The 22,241-nt window shown below is 59.7% G+C and carries 23 protein-coding genes; 15 read left to right on the top strand and 8 right to left on the bottom strand.

Going from position 1 to position 22,241, the window contains the following annotated elements:
* Positions 1–18: 18 nt before the first annotated feature.
* The 5 genes from AC1MEW_RS31975 to AC1MEW_RS31955 form a co-directional block, all read right to left on the bottom strand.
* Positions 19–1,041 (bottom strand): SIS domain-containing protein, encoded by a 1,023-nt coding sequence (locus tag AC1MEW_RS31975; protein WP_201200863.1) that lies wholly within the window; start codon positions 1,039–1,041, stop codon positions 19–21.
* Complete coding sequence (gene nagA, locus AC1MEW_RS31970) at positions 1,022–2,128, bottom strand: N-acetylglucosamine-6-phosphate deacetylase (RefSeq protein WP_201200866.1); 1,107 nt, start codon at positions 2,126–2,128, stop codon at positions 1,022–1,024. Before nagA ends, AC1MEW_RS31975 begins: the two co-directional genes overlap by 20 nt.
* A 37-nt stretch (positions 2,129–2,165) precedes the next feature.
* Positions 2,166–2,897, bottom strand: a complete 732-nt coding sequence (locus AC1MEW_RS31965; protein WP_092272830.1) for a GntR family transcriptional regulator — start codon at positions 2,895–2,897, stop codon at positions 2,166–2,168.
* A 404-nt stretch (positions 2,898–3,301) separates the two neighbouring features.
* On the bottom strand, positions 3,302–3,805 hold the full coding sequence (locus AC1MEW_RS31960; protein WP_201200870.1) for a L,D-transpeptidase family protein: 504 nt from the start codon (positions 3,803–3,805) through the stop codon (positions 3,302–3,304).
* Between the two features lie 52 nt (positions 3,806–3,857).
* A complete protein-coding gene (locus AC1MEW_RS31955) occupies positions 3,858–4,409 on the bottom strand; it encodes an NUDIX hydrolase (RefSeq protein WP_201200872.1) in 552 nt (183 codons plus the stop codon).
* Positions 4,410–4,712: 303 nt separating this feature from the next.
* Here AC1MEW_RS31955 and AC1MEW_RS31950 point away from each other — a divergent pair, with 303 nt between their 5' ends.
* The 5 genes from AC1MEW_RS31950 to purT all read left to right on the top strand — a co-directional run bounded on the left by AC1MEW_RS31950 (position 4,713) and on the right by purT (position 8,030).
* Positions 4,713–5,312, top strand: coding sequence for a CoA pyrophosphatase (locus AC1MEW_RS31950; RefSeq protein WP_201195620.1), 600 nt, complete (start codon positions 4,713–4,715; stop codon positions 5,310–5,312).
* A gap of 55 nt (positions 5,313–5,367) precedes the next feature.
* Entirely contained in the window at positions 5,368–5,892 is a 525-nt protein-coding gene (locus AC1MEW_RS31945; RefSeq protein WP_201200874.1) for a gamma carbonic anhydrase family protein, read from the top strand.
* Complete coding sequence (locus tag AC1MEW_RS31940) at positions 5,889–6,104, top strand: DUF1289 domain-containing protein (RefSeq protein WP_201200876.1); 216 nt, start codon at positions 5,889–5,891, stop codon at positions 6,102–6,104. Before AC1MEW_RS31945 ends, AC1MEW_RS31940 begins: the two co-directional genes overlap by 4 nt.
* Before the next feature lie 177 nt (positions 6,105–6,281).
* A complete protein-coding gene (locus AC1MEW_RS31935) occupies positions 6,282–6,749 on the top strand; it encodes a VUT family protein (protein WP_201200880.1) in 468 nt (155 codons plus the stop codon).
* A gap of 99 nt (positions 6,750–6,848) precedes the next feature.
* Positions 6,849–8,030, top strand: a complete 1,182-nt coding sequence (purT, locus tag AC1MEW_RS31930; RefSeq protein ID WP_201195614.1) for a formate-dependent phosphoribosylglycinamide formyltransferase — start codon at positions 6,849–6,851, stop codon at positions 8,028–8,030.
* 116 nt (positions 8,031–8,146) lie between these two features.
* Here purT and AC1MEW_RS31925 read toward each other — a convergent pair whose 3' ends face one another.
* From AC1MEW_RS31925 to AC1MEW_RS31915, 3 genes are all read right to left on the bottom strand, one after another.
* Positions 8,147–9,463: an MFS transporter gene (locus tag AC1MEW_RS31925; RefSeq protein WP_201256226.1), complete on the bottom strand. Its 1,317-nt coding sequence runs from the start codon at positions 9,461–9,463 to the stop codon at positions 8,147–8,149.
* A gap of 344 nt (positions 9,464–9,807) precedes the next feature.
* Positions 9,808–11,049 carry a transporter associated domain-containing protein gene (locus tag AC1MEW_RS31920; RefSeq protein ID WP_201256225.1) on the bottom strand — a complete coding sequence of 414 codons (1,242 nt, stop codon included), beginning with the start codon at positions 11,047–11,049 and terminating at the stop codon, positions 9,808–9,810.
* A 12-nt stretch (positions 11,050–11,061) separates the two neighbouring features.
* Complete coding sequence (locus AC1MEW_RS31915) at positions 11,062–11,874, bottom strand: cytochrome C assembly family protein (protein WP_201200891.1); 813 nt, start codon at positions 11,872–11,874, stop codon at positions 11,062–11,064.
* 210 nt (positions 11,875–12,084) lie between these two features.
* Between AC1MEW_RS31915 and ffh the strand changes: the two genes are divergently transcribed.
* The 10 genes from ffh to AC1MEW_RS31865 all read left to right on the top strand — a co-directional run bounded on the left by ffh (position 12,085) and on the right by AC1MEW_RS31865 (position 22,215).
* Positions 12,085–13,461 carry a signal recognition particle protein gene (gene ffh, locus AC1MEW_RS31910; RefSeq protein ID WP_201195608.1) on the top strand — a complete coding sequence of 459 codons (1,377 nt, stop codon included), beginning with the start codon at positions 12,085–12,087 and terminating at the stop codon, positions 13,459–13,461.
* Between the two features lie 250 nt (positions 13,462–13,711).
* Positions 13,712–13,963, top strand: coding sequence for a 30S ribosomal protein S16 (gene rpsP, locus AC1MEW_RS31905; protein WP_201195607.1), 252 nt, complete (start codon positions 13,712–13,714; stop codon positions 13,961–13,963).
* Between the two features lie 5 nt (positions 13,964–13,968).
* Positions 13,969–14,505, top strand: coding sequence for a ribosome maturation factor RimM (gene rimM / locus AC1MEW_RS31900; protein ID WP_201195606.1), 537 nt, complete (start codon positions 13,969–13,971; stop codon positions 14,503–14,505).
* Positions 14,487–15,260, top strand: coding sequence for a tRNA (guanosine(37)-N1)-methyltransferase TrmD (gene trmD, locus AC1MEW_RS31895; protein WP_201200902.1), 774 nt, complete (start codon positions 14,487–14,489; stop codon positions 15,258–15,260). Before rimM ends, trmD begins: the two co-directional genes overlap by 19 nt.
* 45 nt (positions 15,261–15,305) lie before the next feature.
* Positions 15,306–15,656: a 50S ribosomal protein L19 gene (gene rplS, locus AC1MEW_RS31890; RefSeq protein WP_003175895.1), complete on the top strand. Its 351-nt coding sequence runs from the start codon at positions 15,306–15,308 to the stop codon at positions 15,654–15,656.
* 193 nt (positions 15,657–15,849) lie between these two features.
* The gene (gene xerD, locus AC1MEW_RS31885) at positions 15,850–16,746 is read left to right on the top strand and encodes a site-specific tyrosine recombinase XerD (RefSeq protein WP_323570311.1); all 897 of its coding nucleotides are present in this window, start codon (positions 15,850–15,852) and stop codon (positions 16,744–16,746) included.
* 325 nt (positions 16,747–17,071) lie between these two features.
* Positions 17,072–17,803: a bifunctional protein-disulfide isomerase/oxidoreductase DsbC gene (gene dsbC / locus AC1MEW_RS31880; RefSeq protein WP_480424820.1), complete on the top strand. Its 732-nt coding sequence runs from the start codon at positions 17,072–17,074 to the stop codon at positions 17,801–17,803.
* 131 nt (positions 17,804–17,934) lie between these two features.
* Entirely contained in the window at positions 17,935–19,239 is a 1,305-nt protein-coding gene (locus AC1MEW_RS31875) for a homoserine dehydrogenase (RefSeq protein WP_092281511.1), read from the top strand.
* Between the two features lie 66 nt (positions 19,240–19,305).
* Positions 19,306–20,715, top strand: a complete 1,410-nt coding sequence (gene thrC, locus AC1MEW_RS31870; RefSeq protein WP_480424819.1) for a threonine synthase — start codon at positions 19,306–19,308, stop codon at positions 20,713–20,715.
* Between the two features lie 120 nt (positions 20,716–20,835).
* On the top strand, positions 20,836–22,215 hold the full coding sequence (locus AC1MEW_RS31865) for a transporter substrate-binding domain-containing protein (protein WP_480424817.1): 1,380 nt from the start codon (positions 20,836–20,838) through the stop codon (positions 22,213–22,215).
* Positions 22,216–22,241: the final 26 nt, after the last annotated feature.

Below are 22,241 nucleotides of genomic sequence, written 5' to 3'. Positions count from 1 at the left end.
TGCAGTCAAAGTTCAGGCTTAGTGCGTGCGCGTCACTTTACTCAAGTGCCGCGGCTGGTCCGGGTCCATGCCGCGGGCGACGGCCAAACCGGCGGCCATCACGTAGAAACTCTGGATCGCCAGAATCGGGTCGAGGGCCGGGTGCTCGGCGCGGGTCAGGGTCAGGTCGCGCTCAGTGACGTCATCCGGCGCAGCCAGCAATACGCGGGCGCCGCGCTGGCGCATGTCGGCGGCCAGACTCAGCAAACCGGCCTGCTCGGCACCGCGCGGGGCGAACACCAGCAGCGGGTATTGCTCGCCGATCAACGCCATCGGGCCGTGACGGACTTCGGCGCTGCTGAAGGCTTCGGCCTGGATCGCCGAGGTTTCCTTGAATTTCAGCGCGGCTTCCTGAGCGATGGCAAAACCGGCGCCACGGCCGATCACCATCAGGCGCTGGCAATCGCGTAAGGCGTCGATGGCCAGGCTCCAATCCTGCTGCGCTGCATCGCGCAGACCTTGCGGCAGGGCGTTGCCGGCCTCCAGCAATTCCACGTCGTCTTTCCAGTGCGCAATCAGCCGCGCGCTGGCGCTGAGGGTGGCGATAAAGCTCTTGGTTGCGGCGACGCTGCTTTCGGTGCCGGCCAACAGCGGCAAGCTGAACTCACACGCCGCTTCCAGCGGTGAACCTTCAGCGTTGACCATCGAAATGCTCAGGGCGCCACGTTTGCGCAGCAGACGCAGGCTGTTCACCAGGTCCGGACTTTGCCCCGATTGCGAGAAGGCGAACGCGACCTGGCCGCTGACCTTCAACGGCGCCTGTTGCATGGTCACCACCGACATTGGCAACGACGCCACCGGAATGCCCAGTTGCTGCATGGTCAGGTAGGCAAAGTAACTCGCCGCGTGGTCGGAGCTGCCACGGGCAATGGTCATCGCCACTTGCGGTGGCTGACGGCGCAGGCGTCCGGCGATCTCGATCATCTGTGGGTCGAGTTGTTGCAATTGGGCTTGCACGGCCTCGAACGAGGACAGCGCCTCTTCAAGCATTTTTGAAGTCAATGTCTTCTCCTTCGACCATGACGGCGGTCAGTGTGAGTGAGCGATCCAGGCGCACGCAGTCGGCCCAGCTGCCGGGTTGCAGGCGGCCGCGTTCGGTGATGCCGAGGTAGTCGGCGGGGAATTGCGAAAGACGTTGCGAGGCCTCGGCGATTGGCAAACCGATCTTCACCAGGTTGCGCAACGCCTGATCCATGGTCAGGGTGCTGCCGGCCAGGGTGCCGTCGGCCAGGCGCACACCGCCCAGGCATTTGGTCACGGTGTGGCTGCCGAGCTTGTATTCACCGTCCGGCATGCCAGCGGCGGCGGTGGAATCGGTGACGCAATACAGGCACGGGATCGAGCGCAGTGCGACGCGCATCGCGCCGGGGTGAACGTGCAGCAAGTCTGGAATCAGTTCGGCGTATTTGGCGTGGGCCAATGCCGCGCCGACGATGCCCGGCTCGCGGTGATGCAGCGGGCTCATGGCGTTATAGAGGTGGGTGAAACTGGTGGCGCCGGCATCCAGTGCGGCCACGCCTTCCTCGTAACTGCCGAGCGTATGGCCGATTTGCATGCGCACGCCGCGAGCGCTGAGGGCCCGGATCAAACCGTCGTGGCCGGCGATTTCCGGGGCGATGGTGATCACACGGATCGGCGCCAGCGCCAGGTATTCTTCGACTTCGGTCATCAACGCGGTGTGGGCGAAATTCGGTTGCGCGCCGAGTTTGCCGGGGTTGATGTACGGGCCTTCAAGGTGCACGCCGAGCACCCGGGCGCTGCCTTTCGGCCGCTGCTCGCAGTATTCGCCGACGGCTTTGAGCACGCTGGAAATCTCTTCCGATGGCGCGGTCATGGTGGTCGCCAGCAGCGAGGTGGTACCGAAACGCACGTGGGTTTTGGTGATGGTTTCGAAGGCTGTGGCGCCTTCCATGATGTCTTTGCCGCCGCCACCGTGAACGTGCAGGTCGATGAAACCTGGCAGCAGGTAAGGCAGGTCGTTGTCGGCCGGATCGCAGGGCACGCCTTCGATGGACACGACTTTGCCGTGTTGGTGAATCAGCCGGCCGCGAACCCAGCCGTGGGCGGTGAGGATGTTGTCTTCGGACATGATCGGTTCTCGGTTGCGTATTTATCGACGACGCTCTTTATCTACGGAGCTCTGCGACAAAGTCGTAGTAGTCGTTGCGGCAATAGGTGTCGGTGACTTCGATCGGGGTGTTGTCTTCCAGATAGCCGACCCGGGTCATCAGCAACATGGCAGTGCCGGGGGCGATGCCGACCAGCGCGGCGAATTCGTCCGAGGCGTTGATCGCCTGAATGTGCTGCAAGGCGCGGACGATCGGTTTGCCGATGCCGTCGAGGAATTCGTAGAGGGAATCGCCCACCGCTTGCGGCTTGGGAATGATCGAGGCGGGCAGGGTGCTCATCTCGATCGCCATCACCGTGTCATCGGCTTTGCGCAGGCGTTTGAGCCGCGCGACCTTGTCGTTGGGCGAGAGGCCGAGGCGGATCAGTTCTTCGTGGGTTGGCGGGGTGATTTCCCGCTCCAGCCACTGCGAGCCGGGGACGAAGCCTTTGAGACGGAGCATTTCGCTGAAGCCGGAGAGGCGCGACAGCGGTTGTTCCAGGCGTGGGGTGATGAAGGTGCCGGAACCCTGGTTGCGGCGGATCAGGCCTTGATCGAACAAGACTTCCAGCGCCTTGCGCGCGGTGACGCGGGAGATGCCCAGCAATTCACTGAGGCTGCGCTCCGACGGCATGGCTTGTTCGGCTTTCCATTGGCCAGCGTGGATCGCCGCTTCCAGGTTGCGCGCCAGTTGCAGGTACAGCGGCGTCGGCTGGGAGTCGTCAGGACGTAGGGCCTGGATGTCATTCATGTAGGTTGTTTCCGATGCGGATATTGGATTGTTGTCGCCCGGTTGTAGGACGAAACGTAATACCACTTAAATACCATGTCAATGAGACCACTTTGCTCGGAGCGCAGGAAAACCGGGCCTGTTGGGCTGGTTTAGTAGGGGTTGGCTTTAAGTGGTATTACGGGCGGGGATTACAGAAGCAAATATCGCAGCCTGCGGCAGCTCCTACAGTGGGAATTGGTATCTCCACCGTGGGAGCTGCCGAAGGCTGCGATCTTTTGATTTATTTTTTCGGAGGGCGACAGAAGGTAGCGGTCGAGAGAGGGGATTTGCGGCGACGCGATGCTTTTGTGACGAGGGAGCTTGCTCCCTCGCCACAAAAAGCCCCCTGGCCGCAAAGGCTCGGCGCAATTGCAGAAGAGGGGTTAAGGCCGAATCTCGATCATCGTGCCATCCGGCACAAGTCCCCAGACCTCGCGCATGTCCATGTTGCGCATGGCGATGCAGCCGTCGGTCCAGTCCAGGGTGTGGAACAGGTTTTCCGGGTAGTCGTAGGTGTCGGGGGTGCCGTGGATCATGATCATGCCGCCGGGATCGACGCCTTCGCGCCGGGAGCGAGCGGAATCGGCAATGTTCGGGTAGGAGATGTGCATCGCCAGGTTGAAACGGTCACTGACCTTGCGCCAATCCACCCAGTAAAAACCCTCTGGCGTGCGCTTGTCGCCTTCCATCAGCTTCGCGCCCCGGGGTTGTTTGCCCAAGGAGATACGGTAGGTTCGTAGCGGCTTGCCGTCGGCGATCAATTGCAATTGATGGGCGGATTTGAGTATCAGCACTTTTTCGATGGGCTTGCCATCCAGAGTGACCACGGTGGAGGCCTGGGACACGACAACGAATGACAGGCAAAACAGGGCAAGCAACCAGCGCATTGAAACGATATCCCTAGAGGTGTCGCGACTATTTATAAGTACTGATAAGAGCTTAGATGATGGCTGGCTGAGTCAGTGGCGGAATCGACTCGGAACGCACCGGGTAGACCTCCGTCTGCCGGTCAGCGAAGAAGCATTCTAAAGTACGGCCCACCGTGCGGAAAGCCAGCTCGGACCAAGGGATATCGGCTTCTTCGAAAAGCTGCACTTCCAGGCTCTCGGGGCCGGCGCAAAAGTCCAGGTCCACCAGCTCGGCGCGGAAGAATACATGCACCTGACTGATGTGCGGCACATCAATCAGCGTATAGATGCTCAGGTTGCGGACCCGGGCGCAGGCTTCTTCGGCGGTCTCGCGCACGGCGGCCTGCTCGACAGTCTCGCCGTTTTCCATGAAGCCGGCAGGCAGCGTCCAGTAGCCGAGTCGTGGCTCGATGGCTCGCCGGCACAGCAACACCTTCGAGCCCCAGGTCGCGACGCAACCGGCGACGATATTGGGGTTCTGATAGTGAATGGTCTGACAGCTGTCACAGACAAATCGCAGGCGCGAATCGCCTTCGGGAATGCGCTGGGTGACCGGGTTGCCGCACTGGCTGCAAAATTTCATGCTTGGGTTCCTGAATGCTGCGCCTATCTTGGCGTGCGGCAGTGTCTGTCGGCAAGTTGTCGTTTCGCGACATGCGGTGGTTCGGGGGTTGGGCGGTCGGTGTGATTGGTGCATGATGCATAGGGTCTGTTGACGTTTGCTGGCGAACCGCGTTGCAGTGCCAACGCGTGCGAGGCAAGGCGCGGGATGCAGCTAATGTCTGTTCCCTTGGCAAATCCCGCAACGCAGCATCGCGCGCGTTGGCGCGCAACGCGGTCGTCAGCAAACGTCAACAGACCCTACAGGCACAGATCGAGAACACTCATGCTGGACGAGCTACTGCATCGGGTAAGCAACCACACGCCACGCACCCTGGAAACCGACAAGCGTTTCCCCGAGGCGGCGGTACTCGTGCCGATCACCCGCAGTGACGAACCGGAACTGGTTCTGACCCTGCGCGCCAGCGGGCTCTCGACCCATGGCGGCGAAGTCGCCTTCCCCGGCGGGCGACGCGACCCCGAAGACCCTGACCTTATTTTCACTGCCTTACGCGAAGCCGAAGAAGAAATCGGCCTGCCGCCGGGGCTGGTGGAAGTGATCGGCCCGCTCAGTCCGCTGATCTCCCTGCACGGCATCAAGGTCACGCCCTATGTCGGCGTCATTCCTGATTACGTCGAATACCTGGCCAACGATGCCGAAATTGCGGCTGTGTTCAGCGTGCCTCTGGAGTTCTTTCGAGAAGACCCGCGCGAACACACGCATCGCATCGATTACCAGGGTCGCAGTTGGTATGTGCCGAGCTATCGTTATGGTGAATACAAGATCTGGGGTTTGACCGCGATCATGATCGTCGAGTTGATCAACCTGCTTTATGACGCCGACATCAGCCTGCACCACCCACCCAAAAGCTTTATCAATATTTGAAGCCATCTTTCGTATGGCAAGACAGCGCGGCTGCCTGAGCCTTGAGGATAATAAGATGAAATATCGCCTGGGCGACGCCCGCGTCGAAACCCATCCACAGAGCTGGGTTGCCCCCAATGCTGTGCTGGTGGGCAAGGTCAAGCTGGAAGAGGGCGCCAATGTCTGGTTCAACGCCGTGTTGCGTGGCGACAATGAACTGATCCTGATCGGCAAGAACAGCAACGTCCAGGACGGCACGGTGATGCACACCGACATGGGCTACCCGCTGATCATCGGCACCGGCGTGACCATCGGCCACAACGCCATGCTCCACGGGTGCACGGTGGGCGACTACAGCCTGATCGGCATCAACGCGGTGATCCTCAACGGCGCGAAAATCGGCAAGAACTGCATCATCGGCGCCAACTCGCTGATCGGTGAAGGCAAGGAGATCCCGGACGGTTCGCTGGTCATGGGCTCGCCGGGCAAGGTGGTGCGCGAACTCACCGAGCCACAGAAGAAAATGCTCGAAGCCAGCGCCGCCCACTATGTGCATAACTCGCAGCGCTACGCCCGCGATCTGGTCGAGCAGGAAGAATGAACGCCACTGAACGACCGGTGCTATCCCCCTGCGTAAACATTTGCGCACTGGATGAGCAGGATATTTGCACCGGGTGCCAGCGCACGGTGGAAGAGATTACCCGTTGGAGCCGGATGGACAATGCGGAGCGGCGCAAGGTGTTGGGTTTGTGTCATGAGCGGGCCAAGTCGAGCGGGTTGCTTTGGATGATCGGGGTCAAATCCGATAATTGAGGTGCGGCCTTCGCGAGCAAGCCCGCTCCCACAGTAGACCGAGTTGTCTTGGCGGGCGCGGTCCAATGTGGGAGCGGGCTTGCTCGCGAAGAGGCCATCACCCTCACTACCTCTCTTGGCCCAATTCACCTGTCTGAAGTACCCTGTCCACCAAACTGACAGGTATCCCCACGCCCCATGCTCTTCCTGATCTCCTACATCAGCAGCGTCGTGCTGATCAACTACGCCTTTTCCACCGCCCCGCACCTGGACATCATCTGGTCGGCCTGGGGCGGGCTGGTGTTTGTGCTGCGCGACATGGTGCAAACCCGCTTCGGCCACGGCGCCATCGCCGCGATGCTGGCGGCGCTGGTGCTGTCTTACGTGACGTCCGATCCATCCATCGCCCTGGCCAGTGCCACGGCATTCGCAGTGTCCGAGTGCATCGACTGGCTGGTGTTCAGCATCACCAAGCGCCCGTTGCACGATCGCCTGTGGATAAGTTCGGCCCTGAGCATTCCCCTCGATACCTTCATCTTCTTTGGCATGATCGGCGCGTTCACCCCGGCCGTCATCCTCACCGCCATGGGCTCGAAGTTCGTCGGGGTGACGGCCGTCTGGCTGATCATGGCCTGGCGCCTGCGCAAACAGGCCGTCGCCAGCTAAAGCCAAACCCTCAGGTTCATGTAAAATGCCGCGCTTTCTCCCCATGGGAAGCGCGCCAAGCGTTGTTCCCTCGATGATCCGCTTCTTTGAGGACCTGAGATGACCCGTATCGGAACTCCATTGTCGCCAACCGCGACCCGCGTATTGCTGTGTGGCTGTGGCGAGTTGGGCAAGGAAGTGGTGATCGAGCTGCAACGCCTGGGCGTTGAAGTGATTGCCGTCGATCGTTACGCCAACGCGCCGGCCATGCAAGTCGCCCATCGCAGCCATGTGATCAACATGCTCGACGGCGCCGCCCTGCGTGCCGTAATCGAAGCCGAGAAGCCGCACTTCATCGTGCCGGAAATCGAAGCCATCGCCACCGCGACCCTGGTCGAGCTGGAAGCCGAAGGCTTCACCGTGATCCCGACCGCGCGCGCCGCGCTGCTGACCATGAACCGCGAAGGCATCCGTCGCCTGGCCGCTGAAGAGCTGGACCTGCCGACCTCGCCGTACCACTTCGCCGACACCTTTGAGGATTACAGCAAAGCTGTCGAAGACCTCGGTTTCCCATGCGTGGTCAAACCGGTGATGAGTTCCTCGGGCAAAGGCCAGAGCCTGCTGCGCAGCGCCGCTGACGTGAAAACCGCGTGGGACTACGCCCAGGAAGGGGGGCGTGCCGGTAAAGGTCGGGTGATCATCGAAGGCTTCATCGACTTCGACTACGAAATCACCTTGCTGACTGTGCGTCACGTCGGCGGCACCACGTTCTGCGCGCCGGTCGGTCACCGTCAGGAGAAGGGCGACTACCAGGAATCCTGGCAGCCACAAGCCATGAGCCCGATTGCCCTGGCTGAATCCGAGCGCGTCGCCAAAGCCGTGACCGAAGCCTTGGGTGGTCGTGGTCTGTTTGGCGTCGAGTTGTTCATCAAAGGTGATCAGGTGTGGTTCAGCGAAGTGTCGCCGCGCCCGCATGACACTGGCTTGGTGACCCTGATTTCCCAGGACCTGTCGCAGTTCGCGCTGCATGCTCGGGCGATTCTGGGGCTGCCGATTCCGTTGATCCGTCAGTTCGGGCCTTCGGCTTCGGCGGTGATTCTGGTGGAAGGGCAGTCGACTCAGACCGCTTTCTCCAACCTCGGTGCGGCATTGAGCGAACCGGATACGGCGTTGCGTCTGTTCGGTAAGCCTGAAGTTAACGGTCAGCGCCGGATGGGCGTGGCGTTGGCACGGGATGAATCGATTGAAGCGGCTCGTGCTAAAGCGACCCGTGCATCTCAGGCTGTTGTAGTAGAGCTGTAAACCGAGGCGCGGCTATCGCGAGCAAGCTCGCTCCCACAGGGTTCTTGGTTGTCCACAGATTGTGTGTACACCCCCGATTCCCATGTGGGAGCGAGCTTGCTCGCGATGGCGGTCTATCAGGCCACCCGATTCAAATCGTTGTGACGCGTCTCTTTCAGGCACAGCACCGCTATCAAGCTGAGCACCGCCGCCCCCGACACATACCCGCCGACATAACTCAAACCCCCCATCGCCACCAGTTTCTGCGCAAAGAACGGCGCCGCTGAGGCCCCGACTATGCCGCCGAGGTTGTAGGCTGCCGACGCACCGGTATAGCGCACGTGAGTCGGAAACAGCTCCGGCAACAACGCGCCCATCGGCGCAAATGTCACGCCCATCAGAAACAGCTCGATGCACAAGAACAGCGCCACGCCCCAGGTCGTGCCGTGGGTCAGCAGCGGTTCCATCAAGAACCCGGACAGAATCGCCAGCACGCCACCGATGATCAGCACTGGTTTGCGCCCGTAACGGTCACTGGCCCACGCCGATAAAGGCGTAGCGGCGGCCATGAACAGTACGGCAAAGCACAGCAGCGCGAGGAAGGTTTCGCGGGTGTAGCCCAACGTCGATACGCCATAACTCAGGGAAAACACCGTCGAGATATAGAACAGCGCGTAGCAGACCACCATCGACCCGGCACCCAGCAACATCGGCGCCCAGTATTGGCTGAACAACTCGACCAGCGGGATCTTCACCCGTTCCTGACGGGCCATGGCATTGGCGAACACCGGGGTTTCGTGGAGTTTGAGGCGCACGTACAGGCCGACCATCACCAGTAAGGCGCTCAACAGGAACGGAATCCGCCAGCCCCAGGCGCGGAACTGTTCGTCGTTCAGGGTCATGGCCAGCGTCAGGAACAAACCGTTGGCCGCCAGGAAGCCGATCGAAGGGCCGAGCTGCGGGAACATGCCGAACCAGGCACGTTTGCCCTTGGGCGCATTCTCCGTCGCCAGCAGTGCCGCGCCGCCCCATTCGCCGCCCAATCCCAGGCCTTGGCCGAAGCGCAGCACACAGAGCAGGATCGGCGCCCAAGCCCCGATGCTGTCGTAACCCGGCAGCACACCAATCAGCGTGGTGCAGACGCCCATCAGCAGCAACGACGCGACCAGTGTCGATTTGCGCCCAATGCGGTCGCCGAAGTGGCCAAACAGTGCTGAACCCAATGGTCGTGCAAGGAAGGCAATGCCGAACGTGAGAAACGCCGAGAGCATCTGGGCAGTGCCGGAGGTCTGCGGAAAGAACACCGGCCCGATCACCAGCGCGGCGGCGGTGGCATAGACGTAAAAATCGTAGAACTCGATGGCAGTGCCGATGAAGCTCGCGGTGGCCACGCGGGTGGCGGAGTTCGTCGGTTGGACAGGCGCGGTGTCGCTGTAAACGGTGCTGGTCGTCATGCGGTGATCCCTGACAGTCATGCTCCAGTGGAGCGAATTATTATGGTCGAACACCCAGGGATGTGGGTTTAACGCAGCGTGCGGGTAGCACTGGGGTAGGGCGGGGCTTGGGTAAGCGGCTCGATTATAGGAAGGCGGCTAATGATTCAACAAGGGGCTTAGAGTTTGCGGGGGCTTAGTGGTTATGGGGGCAACCCCAATGCCAGTCAGTCAGGTGAATTCCATGTGGGAGCGGGCTTGCTCGCGAAAGCGGGCTATCAGTCAACATCTCTGCTGAATATGAAATCGCCTTCGCGAGCAAGCCCGCTCCCACTGGGTTCTGCGCCTTAAGCAAAAGGACCGCGTCAGATTTTGGAAAGCACCGGAACCGAACTGGTATGCCACACCATCACCCGAGTAACCCGGTTGTCTTCGGTCTCGAGAATCTCCAACCGATAACGCCCGATCTTCAGGCAAACCGCGCTTTCGGGAATGGTTTCCAGCGCCTCGGTCACCAAGCCGTTCAGGGTTTTTGGCCCATCGCTGGGCAGGTGCCAGCCCAGGCTCTTGTTCAGTTCGCGAATCGACGCCGCGCCCTCAATCACCAGTCGACCATCGGCCTGCGGGTGGACATGTGGGTTGTCCAGGCTGTGCTCGCTTTCGAACTCGCCGACGATTTCCTCGAGGATATCTTCCAGGGTGACGATGCCAAGCACTTCGCCGTACTCGTCCACCACCATGCCCAAACGCCGCTGTTGCTTGTGGAAGTTCAGCAGTTGCAGTTGCAGCGGAGTGCTTTCCGGGACGAAGTACGGTTCGTGGCTGGCCGCCAGCAACGCTTCGACCGTCAGGCTTGCGTCCGGCAGCAGATGGCGGATCTGCCGGGTGTTGAGCACGGCTTCGACCTGGTTGATGTCGCTATGGAACACCGGCAGGCGCGTGCGGCGGTTTTTGCGCAACTGTTCGATGATCTCTTCGATGGAGTCGTCGAGGTTGATCCCGTCGACCTCACTGCGCGGCACCAGGATGTCGTTGACCGTGATGTTGTCCAGGGCGTGAATGCCCGACAGCGCGTGCGGGCGGCAGTTGGCGTGTTCCTGATCGTCGTGGCGCTCCGCCGGCGCCTCGTCTTCGCTCTGTTGCACCACGTTGACCTTGCGGGCGAACGGTCGCATCAGCAATTGACTGAAGCCATTGAGCAGCCAGGCGATGGGATAGATGATTTTCAGCGGCGCGCCGAGCAAGGTGTTGCCCAGGCTCAGAATCGCGTCCGGATAGCGTACGGCGAGGGTGCGAGGCAGGTAGTCGGCGAGCACCAACAAGATGGCGCCGGCTCCGAGGCAGGCGGCCCATGGGCCCTTTTCCGCCCAGGCGAAAATCGCCAGCAATGTGGCGATGACCATGACCAGTGCACGGCACAGGGTGTTGCAGAGGATCAGGCTGTTGAGCGGGAAGTTCAGCTTCGCCACAGGTTTGTCACTGGCGCGCGACGCCGTGCGTTGGGCCAGCAGGTGCTGTTGCGCGACTTCGATGGCGGTAAACAGCCCCGACCACAGAATCAGCAGAACCATCACTGCGAGCATCGGCCCTATGGGCAAGTCGTCCATTATTGCCGCCCGTCAGATGTGCAGAATGTATTCACGAACCAGCTTGCTGCCGAAATAGGCCAGCATCAGCAGGCAGAAACCGGCGAGGGTCCAGCGGATCGCCTTGTGCCCGCGCCAGCCGAGGCGATTACGGCCCCAGAGCAATACGCTGAAGACGATCCAGGCCAGGCAGGCCAGCAGGGTCTTGTGTACCAGATGTTGGGCAAACAGGTTCTCGACGAACAGCCAGCCTGAGATCAGCGACAGCGACAGCAGCGTCCAGCCGGCCCAGAGGAAGCCGAACAGCAGGCTTTCCATGGTTTGCAGCGGCGGGAAGTTCTTGATCAGCCCGGACGGATGCTTGTTTTTGAGCTGGTGGTCTTGCACCAGCAACAGCAAGGCCTGGAACACCGCGATGGTGAACATGCCGTAGGCGAGGATCGACAACAGAATGTGGGCGAGGATGCCTGGCTCCTCATCGATGATCTGCACCGTGCCGGCCGGGGCGAACTGTGCCAGCAGCACGGTTGCGGCCCCGAGTGGGAACAGCAACACCAGCAGGTTCTCGACCGGAATCCGCGAGCAGGCCAGCAGGGTCAGGGCGATAACCGCCGCGGCAATCAGGCTGGCGGCGCTGAAGAAGTCCAGGCCCAGGCCGATCGGCGTCAGCAAATGAGTGAACAGACTGGCGCTGTGGGCCAGCACGGCCAATACGCCGAGCGTGACCAACAGGCGCTTGTTCGCCTTGGCGCCACTGGCCAGACGAGTGCCCTGATAGAGGGTCGCAGCGGCATATAAGCAGGCGGCGGCGAGGGTAGTAAGCAAACTCGGTGACAAGGGGAGCATAAATCCTGTTAGGCAAGCCCGAAAGGCGCTGAGTTTGGCATAGAACCCTCATTGCACGAAAGACCATACAACCTGACAGCGAGGTGTCCGCCGGACGCAGTCTTCGCTATAATCCGCGACCTGCCCACGCCGCAGGCTCGCCGAGCACATGTTTATTCCGGTCTGGGCCGCCATTATCCCGGTCTACACAGGGCCTGAAAGGATCGCGCAATGTTTGAAAACTTAACCGACCGTCTCTCGCAGACGCTGCGCCATGTCACCGGCAAGGCCAAGCTGACCGAGGACAACATCAAAGACACCCTGCGCGAAGTGCGCATGGCGTTGCTCGAAGCCGACGTCGCCCTGCCGGTGGTCAAGGACTTCGTCAATTCGGTCAAGGAACGCGCCGTCGGCACCGAGGTGTCGCGCAGCCTGACGCCGGGCCAGGCCTTCGTGAAGATCGTCCAGGCCGAACTCGAAAGCCTGATGGGCGCGGCCAACGAAGACCTGAACCTGAGCGCCGTTCCGCCAGCCGTCGTGCTGATGGCCGGTTTGCAGGGCGCTGGTAAAACCACCACCGCCGGTAAACTCGCGCGCTTCCTTAAAGAGCGCAAAAAGAAATCGGTCATGGTCGTGTCCGCGGACGTTTACCGTCCGGCCGCGATCAAACAGCTGGAAATGCTTGCCGCTGAAGTGGGTGTTACCTTCTTCCCGTCCGACCTGAGCCAGAAGCCGGTCGACATCGCGCAAGCAGCTATTAAAGAAGCAAAACTGAAATTCATCGACGTGGTGATCGTCGATACCGCCGGTCGTCTGCACATCGACGAAGAGATGATGGGCGAGATCAAGGCGCTGCATGCCGCGATCAACCCGGTCGAAACCCTGTTCGTGGTCGACGCCATGACCGGCCAGGACGCCGCCAACACGGCCAAGGCCTTCGGTGATGCGCTGCCGCTGACCGGTGTGATCCTGACCAAGGTCGACGGCGACGCTCGGGGCGGTGCCGCCCTGTCGGTCCGCGCTATCACTGGCAAGCCGATCAAGTTCATCGGTATGGGCGAGAAGAGCGAAGCGCTCGAACCGTTCCACCCTGAGCGTATTGCTTCGCGCATCCTCGGCATGGGCGACGTGCTCAGCCTGATCGAACAGGCCGAAGCGACCCTCGACAAGGACAAGGCCGACAAACTGGCCAAGAAGCTGAAGAAGGGCAAGGGCTTCGACCTCGAAGACTTCCGCGATCAGCTGCAACAGATGAAGAATATGGGCGGCCTCGGCGGCCTCATGGACAAGCTGCCGAACATCGGCGGCGTGAACCTGGCGCAAATGGGCAATGCCCAGGGCGCGGCAGAGAAACAGTTCAAGCAGATGGAAGCCATCATCAATTCCATGACCCCGGCCGAACGCCGCGACCCTGACCTGATCAGCGGTTCGCGTAAACGTCGGATTTCGTTGGGTTCCGGCACCCAGGTGCAGGACATCGGTCGCTTGATCAAGCAGCACAAGCAGATGCAGAAGATGATGAAGAAATTCTCCGCAAAAGGCGGAATGGCCAAAATGATGCGCGGCATGGGCGGTATGTTGCCCGGCGGCGGCATGCCGAAAATGTAAAGAATTCGCGCCGGCAGTCATGTCGGCGCAGTACCACAGAAATGTGGGAACTCCAGCAAACCCGCACTTGGCGGGAGCTGACTGGCCGTTTTCAACGACGGCTCTATAGCAAATCTGGATGACGACCGAAAGGCCGTCGGAAAAAGACATTTGCAAAAGTCCGGATATTCCTTAGAATATGCGGCCTTTCGGGCACCTATGCCCGCTGTGCCTTTAGATTTGCAGCACCGACTACAGGAACGATGTTCACATGCTAACAATCCGTCTTGCCCTTGGCGGCTCCAAAAAGCGCCCGTTTTACCACTTGACCGTAACCGACAGCCGCAACCCGCGCGACGGTTCGCACAAAGAACAGGTTGGTTTCTTCAACCCTGTTGCTCGTGGTCAAGAAATCCGTCTGTCCGTGAACCAAGAGCGCGTAGCCTACTGGCTGAGCGTTGGTGCACAACCTTCTGAGCGTGTTGCTCAGTTGTTGAAGGATGCATCTAAGGCTGCGGCCTGAGCAATATGAACGCGACGCCAGCCATTGCTGATGATTTGATCGTTATCGGCAAGATCTATTCTGTTCATGGCGTTCGCGGCGAAGTGAAGGTTTACTCCTTTACTGATCCGACTGAAAACCTGTTGCAATACAAAACCTGGACGCTCAAGCGCGAAGGCAGCGTCAAACAGGTTGAGCTGGTCAGCGGACGAGGGAACGACAAGTTCCTGGTCGCAAAGCTCAAGGATCTTGATGACCGTGAAGAAGCTCGTCTTCTGGCCGGTTATGAGATCTGCGTGCCGCGCAACCTGTTCCCTGAATTGACCGACGGCGAGTACTACTGGTACCAGCTGGAAGGTCTGAAGGTTATTGACCAACTCGGGCAATTGCTCGGGAAGATCGATCATCTTCTGGAAACCGGCGCCAATGATGTAATGGTGGTCAAGCCTTGCGCTGGCAGCCTGGATGATCGCGAACGCCTGTTGCCCTATACGGAGCAATGCGTGTTGGTTGTCGACCTTGCCGCAGGCGAGATGAAGGTGGAATGGGATGCGGACTTCTAAGCGTGGCTAACTTGCGCGTAGAAGTGATCAGTTTGTTTCCCGAGATGTTCTCCGCCATCAGCGAGTATGGCATCACCAGTCGTGCGGTGAAACAGGGGCTGTTGCAGCTCACCTGTTGGAATCCGCGAGACTACACGACGGATCGACATCACACTGTGGACGATCGCCCATTTGGCGGTGGCCCGGGCATGGTGATGAAGATCAAGCCCCTGGAAGATGCTCTGGTTCAGGCCAAAGCAGCAGCCGGGGAGGCGGCGAAGGTAATTTACCTGTCCCCCCAAGGCCGTCAACTGACTCAGTCGGCGGTACGCGAGTTGGCGAATTCGGATGCATTGATCCTGATTGCCGGCCGCTATGAAGGCATTGACGAGCGTTTTATTGATGCTCATGTCGATGAAGAGTGGTCGATTGGCGACTATGTACTGTCTGGCGGCGAGCTGCCGGCGATGGTCCTGATCGATGCGGTTACACGACTGCTGCCTGGAGCTTTAGGGCATGCAGACTCCGCCGAGGAAGATTCCTTTACGGATGGTCTGCTGGATTGCCCGCACTACACCCGACCGGAGGTGTATGCGGATCAGCGTGTTCCCGACGTGTTGCTAAGTGGCAATCACGCGCATATCCGGCGATGGCGTTTACAGCAGTCCCTTGGTAGGACCTTTGAACGACGCGCCGATCTTCTGGAAAGCCGCTCGCTTTCTGGAGAAGAGAAGAAGCTGCTCGAGGAATACATCCGCGAGCGGGACGATAGTTAACAACGTATCGATGGTAGATCCGACGATTTACCTTAGGAGCACAGCATGACTAACAAAATCATCCTTGCACTCGAAGCAGAGCAGATGACCAAAGAGATCCCTACCTTTGCCCCGGGCGACACTATTGTCGTTCAGGTGAAAGTGAAGGAAGGCGACCGTTCGCGTCTGCAAGCGTTCGAAGGTGTTGTTATCGCCAAGCGTAACCGCGGCGTAAACAGTGCATTCACCGTTCGTAAAATCTCCAACGGTGTTGGCGTAGAGCGTACTTTCCAGACCTACAGCCCGCAAATCGACAGCATGGCCGTTAAACGTCGCGGTGACGTACGTAAAGCCAAGCTGTACTACCTGCGTGACCTGTCCGGTAAAGCAGCTCGCATCAAGGAAAAACTGGCTTAAGTCCAGCTTCCGATGCAGAAAAAAGCAGCCTACGGGCTGCTTTTTTGTTGCCTGCGATTTACCTCGGATAAGCCTGTGGGAGCGTGGCTTGCCCGCGAATCGATCCATTAAACGCCACAATGACAACAGGCCCTGTAAAGCCACAGCAGGCTATGAAAGACTTGCCGTCAGTTTTCCAGTTGCCTGAGCCTCTATGCCCGCCATCGACCATCCCCTCATAGACCAATTCCTCGACGCCCTGTGGCTGGAGAAAGGCCTTTCCGACAACACCCGCGATGCCTATCGCAGTGACCTGGCGCTGTTCAACGGTTGGTTGCAAGAAAAGAACCTGGAGCTGATCAACGCCGGCCGCGAGCTGATCCTCGACCACTTGGCCTGGCGCCTTGAGCAAAACTACAAACCCCGCTCCACCGCGCGTTTTCTTTCTGGCGTGCGTGGCTTCTATCGCTATCTGTTGCGGGAAAAGCTGATCGGCGTCGATCCGACTTTGCGCGTCGATATGCCGCAACTCGGCAGGCCGCTGCCAAAATCCTTGTCGGAAGCGGATGTGGAGGCTCTGTTAAAAGCCCCGGACTTGAGCGAAGCCATCGGCCAACGTGACCGCGCCATGCTTGAAGTGCTGTACGCCTGCGGCTTGCGGGTGACCGAATTGATCAGCCTGACTCTGGAGCAGGTCAACCTGCGTCAGGGTGTGTTGCGGGTGATGGGCAAGGGCAGCAAGGAGCGTCTGGTGCCAATGGGCGAGGAAGCGATTGTCTGGGTCGAGCGCTATATGCGCGACGGCCGTGGCGAACTGCTCGGTGGGCGCCCCAGCGATGTGATGTTCCCGAGCCAGCGCGGCGAACAGATGACCCGCCAGACCTTCTGGCATCGCATCAAGCACCAGGCCAAGGTCGCCGGGATCGGCAAGTCGCTGTCGCCGCATACCTTGCGCCATGCCTTCGCCACGCACCTGCTCAACCACGGCGCTGACCTGCGGGTGGTGCAAATGCTGCTCGGCCACAGCGACCTGTCGACCACCCAGATCTACACTCATGTCGCTCGAGCGCGCCTGCAAGACCTGCACGCCAAACACCACCCGCGCGGCTGACATAATTCCTGAAATTGAAATGCTGACCTGTGGCGAGGGGGGTTTACCCCCGTTGGGTTGCGAAGCAGCCCAAAAAATTGTTACTCGGTTTAACTAAAGACACCGGGAGTATCGGTTTGCGACTGCTGCGCAGTCGAAAGGGAGCAAGCTCCCTCGCCACAATGAGTATTGCCAATCGTGCATCGTGTTTTCTCTTGCATCACCCGCATTCGGCCACGCCAGCCTTATGTGGTAGGCTTTGCCGGTTTGCACGATGGGCGTTTATGACCCGGTGTTTCGGCACGGGCGTTCTGATCGTCCCATTTGTCCGCCTTCAGGAGTTCTCATGCGTCTGACCCATATTTTCGCCGCCGCAGCCATTGCGTTGGTCAGCACCTTTGCCGTCGCCGATGACGCGGCAGACAAAGCCATTCGTAAAAGCCTGGAAAACCTCCAGCTGGATACACCGATCGACAGCATCAGCGCGAGCCCGCTGGCCGGTCTGTACGAAGTCAAACTCAAGGGCAGTCGTGTGCTCTACGCCAGCGCCGACGGCCAGTACGTGGTTCAGGGCTATCTGTTCCAGCTCAAGGACGGCAAGCCGGTCAACCTGACCGAGAAAACCGAGCGCCTGGGCATTTCCAAACTGATCAACGACATTCCGGTCGCAGAAACCGTGGTCTACCCGGCCATCGGCGAAACCAAGTCGCACATCACCGTGTTCACCGACACCACCTGCCCGTACTGCCACAAACTGCACGCCGAAGTGCCTGAGCTGAACAAGCGCGGCATCGAAGTGCGTTACGTGGCGTTCCCGCGCCAGGGCCTGGGCTCGCCGGGTGACGAACAGCTGCAAGCTGTGTGGTGCTCGAAAGACAAGAAATCCGCCATGGATAAAATGGTCGATGGCAAGGAAATCAAGGCCGCCAAGTGCGATAACCCGGTTTCCAAGCAGTTCGCCCTTGGTCAGTCGATCGGTGTGAACGGCACGCCGGCCATCGTTTTGGCCGACGGTCAGGTCATTCCGGGCTACCAGCCTGCGCCACAAGTCGCCAAACTGGCGCTGGACGCGAAATAATTCGCATCGTCACGGTCAGCCTTTGACGATCATGGTTCGGCGGTAACTTCGCCGGACCATTAATAGAGAGCCGCAGCATGCGGCTGTTTTCACGGCCGACCTTGCGTCGGCCGTTTTATGGGGAGTTCACAGTGAAACCGGTCAAAGTAGGCATCTGTGGGTTAGGGACCGTCGGTGGCGGTACCTTCAACGTACTTCAGCGCAACGCCGAGGAAATTGCTCGTCGTGCCGGGCGTGGAATCGAAGTGGCACAAATTGCCATGCGCACGCCAAAGCCTCAGTTCCAAACGACCGGTATTGCGATTACCAACGATGTCTTCGAAGTGGCCACGAACCCTGAGATCGACATCGTTATAGAGCTGATGGGTGGCTACACCGTTGCCCGTGAGCTGGTACTCAAGGCCATCGAGAATGGCAAGCATGTGGTCACCGCGAACAAGGCACTGATCGCCGTTCACGGTAATGAAATTTTCGCCAAGGCTCGTGAGAAGGGCGTAATCGTTGCGTTCGAAGCGGCGGTTGCCGGTGGCATTCCGGTGATCAAGGCAATCCGTGAAGGTTTGTCCGCCAACCGCATCAACTGGGTCGCCGGCATCATCAACGGCACCGGCAACTTCATCCTCACCGAAATGCGTGAGAAGGGTCGCACCTTCGAAGACGTACTTGCCGAGGCGCAAGCCCTGGGTTACGCCGAAGCTGATCCGACCTTCGACGTTGAAGGCATCGACGCAGCTCACAAGCTGACAATCCTGGCGTCCATCGCGTTCGGCATTCCGCTGCAATTCGACAAGGCCTACACCGAAGGCATCACCAAGCTGACCACTGCTGACGTGAACTACGCCGAAGCGCTGGGCTACCGCATCAAGCACTTGGGCGTGGCCCGCAGCACTGCGGCCGGTATCGAACTGCGTGTGCACCCGACGCTGATCCCGGCTGATCGCCTGATCGCCAACGTCAACGGCGTGATGAACGCGGTAATGGTCAACGGTGACGCTGCCGGTTCGACCCTGTTCTACGGCGCTGGCGCCGGCATGGAGCCGACCGCTTCGTCGGTGATCGCCGACCTGGTGGACGTGGTTCGCGCCATGACCTCGGACCCGGAAAACCGTGTGCCGCATCTGGCCTTCCAGCCGGACTCGCTGTCGGCGCACCCGATCCTGCCGATCGAAGCTTGCGAAAGCGCTTACTACCTGCGGATTCAGGCCAAGGACCATCCAGGCGTGCTGGCCCAAGTGGCGAGCATCCTGTCGGAACGCGGCATCAACATCGAATCGATCATGCAGAAGGAAGTCGAGGAACACGACGGCCTGGTGCCGATGATCCTGCTGACCCACCGTGTGCTGGAACAGCACATGAACGACGCGATCGCCGCCCTCGAAGCGCTGGCGGGCGTGGTCGGTCCAGTTGTGCGGATCCGCGTCGAGCACCTGAACTAAGCCGTTATCGTTCACCGGGCTCGCGTGCGGGCCCGGGTTTGCGAACACTGTCTATTGGAGCCAGTCATGCGTTATATCAGTACCCGCGGCCAGGCACCGGCCCTGAATTTCGAAGACGTTTTGCTGGCCGGTCTGGCCACTGACGGCGGCCTGTACGTGCCGGAATGCCTGCCACGTTTCACCCAGGAAGAAATCGCTTCCTGGGCCGGCCTGCCGTATCACGAGCTGGCCTTCCGGGTGATGCGCCCGTTCGTTGCCGGCAGCATTCCTGATGCCGATTTCAAAAAGATTCTTGAAGAAACCTACGGTGTGTTTTCCCACAGCGCCGTTGCACCGCTGCGTCAGCTGAACGGCAACGAGTGGGTCCTGGAGCTGTTCCACGGCCCGACCCTGGCGTTCAAAGACTTCGCCCTGCAACTGCTCGGTCGTTTGCTCGACTACGTGCTGGAAAAACGCGGCGAGCGCGTGGTGATCGTCGGTGCGACCTCCGGTGATACCGGTTCGGCCGCCATCGAAGGCTGCAAGCACTGCGAAAACGTCGACATCTTCATCCTGCACCCGCACAACCGTGTGTCTGAAGTGCAGCGTCGCCAGATGACCACCATCTTCGGCGAGAACATCCACAACATCGCCATCGAAGGCAACTTCGATGACTGCCAGGAAATGGTCAAGAACAGCTTCGCCGACCAGAGCTTCCTGAAAGGCACGCGCCTGGTAGCCGTGAACTCGATCAACTGGGCGCGGATCATGGCCCAGATCGTTTACTACTTCCACGCAGCCCTGCAACTGGGTGGCCCGGCGCGTTCGGTGTCGTTCTCGGTACCGACCGGTAACTTCGGCGACATCTTCGCCGGTTACCTGGCGCGCAATATGGGCCTGCCGATCAACCAGTTGATCGTCGCCACCAACCGCAACGACATCCTGCACCGTTTCATGAGCGGCAATCAGTACGTCAAGGAAACCCTGCACGCCACGCTGTCGCCGTCGATGGACATCATGGTGTCGTCGAACTTCGAACGTCTGCTGTTCGACCTGCACGGTCGCAATGGCGCTGCAATTGCCGGTTTGATGGACAGCTTCAAGCAAGGTGGCGGTTTTAGCGTCGAACAGGAACGCTGGACCGAAGCCCGCAAACTGTTCGATTCCCTGGCCGTGGATGACGCGCAAACCTGCGAAACCATCGCCGAGGTCTTCGAACAGACGGGCGAGTTGCTGGACCCGCATACCGCCATCGGCGTCAAAGCCGCACGCGAGTGCCGCCGTAGCCTGGATATCCCGATGGTGATCCTGGGCACCGCTCATCCGGTCAAATTCCCGGATGCAGTGGAAAAAGCCGGTGTAGGAAAAGCTCTCGAACTACCTGCACATCTTTCTGATTTGTTTGAGAGAGAAGAGCGTTGCACGGTGTTGCCGAACGACTTGAAAGCCGTGCAGGCCTTTGTCAGTCAGCATGGTAACCGCGGCAAGCGTCTCTAAACCCGCAAAGCTGTCACATTTTGAAGCCCGTCTCCTGACGGGCTTTCTTGTTTCTGCGTGCCACACTTGTCGCGTTTTCGCCCCTGAAGGACGGGCGAGTTGATCACGAAGGAAGTGGTAATGCGGTTTTTGAGAGGGTTCAGACCAGCCATGTGCTGGATTTTTTTGTTGGGCACCCTGGGCTTTGGCCCATGTGGATTGGCCGCGCAGTTGGCGACTTATGAGTCCCGGGAATCAGTCGTCGGTACAGCCATCGGGCTGGACGCTCTGGAGCGGCAATGGGTTCGCGAGCACCCGAAGGTGATCGTCGCGTCTATGCAGTACCCGCTTTACCTGTTCAAGGATGAACATGGCCACTGGGTTGGTTTGAACAACGATGTGCTCAATCAGATCAGTGCCATGACAGGGCTGCTGTTTATCCATGAAGAGTCGTTTTCCACCGATCAATTGCTTGGGCGCCTGGAAAGCGGCGAGGCGGATATGAGCACTACGCTGGCGATGAATGACCCACGCAAAGTGTTTCTGGATTTCAGTCATGCGTTTGGCGGTTCTGGCTGGGCGTTGGTCGGACGCTCGGGGGCGCCGCTGTTGCAGTCGTTGGAGCAGTTGTCGGAAAGGATTCTGGTATTACCTGCCAGGCATGCACTGGAAGAGACTATTCGTCGTGACTATCCGGACATCCATCTGCGTACGGTCAAGACCTACGCCGAAGCTCGTGCGCTGGTTGAAAGTGGCGAAGCCTACGCCACCATCGAGAACGAAACCGGGGCGCAGCTGTATCCATTGGGGCTGCTGAAGGTAGGACATACGGTGGAAGGTATGTGGGAAGCCGACCATCTGTCCGTGCGCAAGGGGCAACCAGAACTGCTGAGCATCCTCAACAAGGCCCTTGAAGCCTTTCCGCCGGCCGAGCTGCGGGCCATTCGCCTGAAATGGCTCGAAGGTATTGCCCCCAAGCCTGCGCTCCCACTCTGGCGGCGTGTGACCCAATGGGGTTGCTGGGGAATGTTTATCGTCAGTATGTTCGGCGTGCTTTCCCTGTTCTGGAACCGACGACTGGCCGCACTGATCAAGCAGCGCCTGGACGCCGAGAAAGACCTCAGCGACCAGCTCGCTTTTCAGCATGCGTTGATCGATGCGATGCCCGATCCAATGTTTGTTCGTGATTTGGAGGGGCGTTTGATCATGTGCAACAAAAGCTATGAGGAAGGATTGTCGACCCGTTTCGACCAGGTTCAGGGGCGGCAGTTGATCGAAGTCGATGTCATGCCCAAGGAGACCGCCGAAATGTTGCATGCCGAGTTCATCTCCCAGCTCAATACACGCAAGACCCGGTTCAGTCATCGTCAGTTGCGGTTCAACAACGGTGTGAGGGACATCTACCAATGGACCGTGCCGTTTTACAGTGCAGACGGGCAGTTGCGCGGGCTGCTGGGAGGATGGACCGATATAGGCCAGCGCAGAGGCTCGGGTCAGTGTCGGTGTTCCTCGCGAGTTTAGGAATTGTCCTATGGGGCGCGACTACT

It is taken from the genome of Pseudomonas sp. ASL4, from assembly GCF_056680395.1.
The sequence above is the reverse complement of the archived record's forward strand: the minus strand, read 5'-3'. Positions and strand labels throughout refer to the sequence as shown.

Excerpts from the sequence above, each read along its gene's own strand:
- AC1MEW_RS31935 (WP_201200880.1), top strand. The coding sequence starts at position 6,282 with ATGCTCTTCCTGATCTCCTACATCAGCAGCGTCGTGCTGATCAACTAC.
- purT (WP_201195614.1), top strand. The coding sequence starts at position 6,849 with ATGACCCGTATCGGAACTCCATTGTCGCCAACCGCGACCCGCGTATTG.
- AC1MEW_RS31955 (WP_201200872.1), bottom strand. The coding sequence starts at position 4,409 with ATGAAATTTTGCAGCCAGTGCGGCAACCCGGTCACCCAGCGCATTCCC.
- ffh (WP_201195608.1), top strand. The coding sequence starts at position 12,085 with ATGTTTGAAAACTTAACCGACCGTCTCTCGCAGACGCTGCGCCATGTC.
- trmD (WP_201200902.1), top strand. The coding sequence starts at position 14,487 with ATGGGATGCGGACTTCTAAGCGTGGCTAACTTGCGCGTAGAAGTGATC.
- xerD (WP_323570311.1), top strand. The coding sequence starts at position 15,850 with ATGCCCGCCATCGACCATCCCCTCATAGACCAATTCCTCGACGCCCTG.
- thrC (WP_480424819.1), top strand. The coding sequence starts at position 19,306 with ATGCGTTATATCAGTACCCGCGGCCAGGCACCGGCCCTGAATTTCGAA.
- AC1MEW_RS31950 (WP_201195620.1), top strand. The coding sequence starts at position 4,713 with ATGCTGGACGAGCTACTGCATCGGGTAAGCAACCACACGCCACGCACC.
- AC1MEW_RS31940 (WP_201200876.1), top strand. The coding sequence starts at position 5,889 with ATGAACGCCACTGAACGACCGGTGCTATCCCCCTGCGTAAACATTTGC.
- rimM (WP_201195606.1), top strand. The coding sequence starts at position 13,969 with ATGAACGCGACGCCAGCCATTGCTGATGATTTGATCGTTATCGGCAAG.
- AC1MEW_RS31960 (WP_201200870.1), bottom strand. The coding sequence starts at position 3,805 with ATGCGCTGGTTGCTTGCCCTGTTTTGCCTGTCATTCGTTGTCGTGTCC.
- AC1MEW_RS31920 (WP_201256225.1), bottom strand. The coding sequence starts at position 11,049 with ATGGACGACTTGCCCATAGGGCCGATGCTCGCAGTGATGGTTCTGCTG.
- rpsP (WP_201195607.1), top strand. The coding sequence starts at position 13,712 with ATGCTAACAATCCGTCTTGCCCTTGGCGGCTCCAAAAAGCGCCCGTTT.
- nagA (WP_201200866.1), bottom strand. The coding sequence starts at position 2,128 with ATGTCCGAAGACAACATCCTCACCGCCCACGGCTGGGTTCGCGGCCGG.
- AC1MEW_RS31915 (WP_201200891.1), bottom strand. The coding sequence starts at position 11,874 with ATGCTCCCCTTGTCACCGAGTTTGCTTACTACCCTCGCCGCCGCCTGC.
- AC1MEW_RS31965 (WP_092272830.1), bottom strand. The coding sequence starts at position 2,897 with ATGAATGACATCCAGGCCCTACGTCCTGACGACTCCCAGCCGACGCCG.
- AC1MEW_RS31945 (WP_201200874.1), top strand. The coding sequence starts at position 5,368 with ATGAAATATCGCCTGGGCGACGCCCGCGTCGAAACCCATCCACAGAGC.
- rplS (WP_003175895.1), top strand. The coding sequence starts at position 15,306 with ATGACTAACAAAATCATCCTTGCACTCGAAGCAGAGCAGATGACCAAA.
- AC1MEW_RS31925 (WP_201256226.1), bottom strand. The coding sequence starts at position 9,463 with ATGACGACCAGCACCGTTTACAGCGACACCGCGCCTGTCCAACCGACG.
- AC1MEW_RS31865 (WP_480424817.1), top strand. The coding sequence starts at position 20,836 with ATGCGGTTTTTGAGAGGGTTCAGACCAGCCATGTGCTGGATTTTTTTG.
- dsbC (WP_480424820.1), top strand. The coding sequence starts at position 17,072 with ATGCGTCTGACCCATATTTTCGCCGCCGCAGCCATTGCGTTGGTCAGC.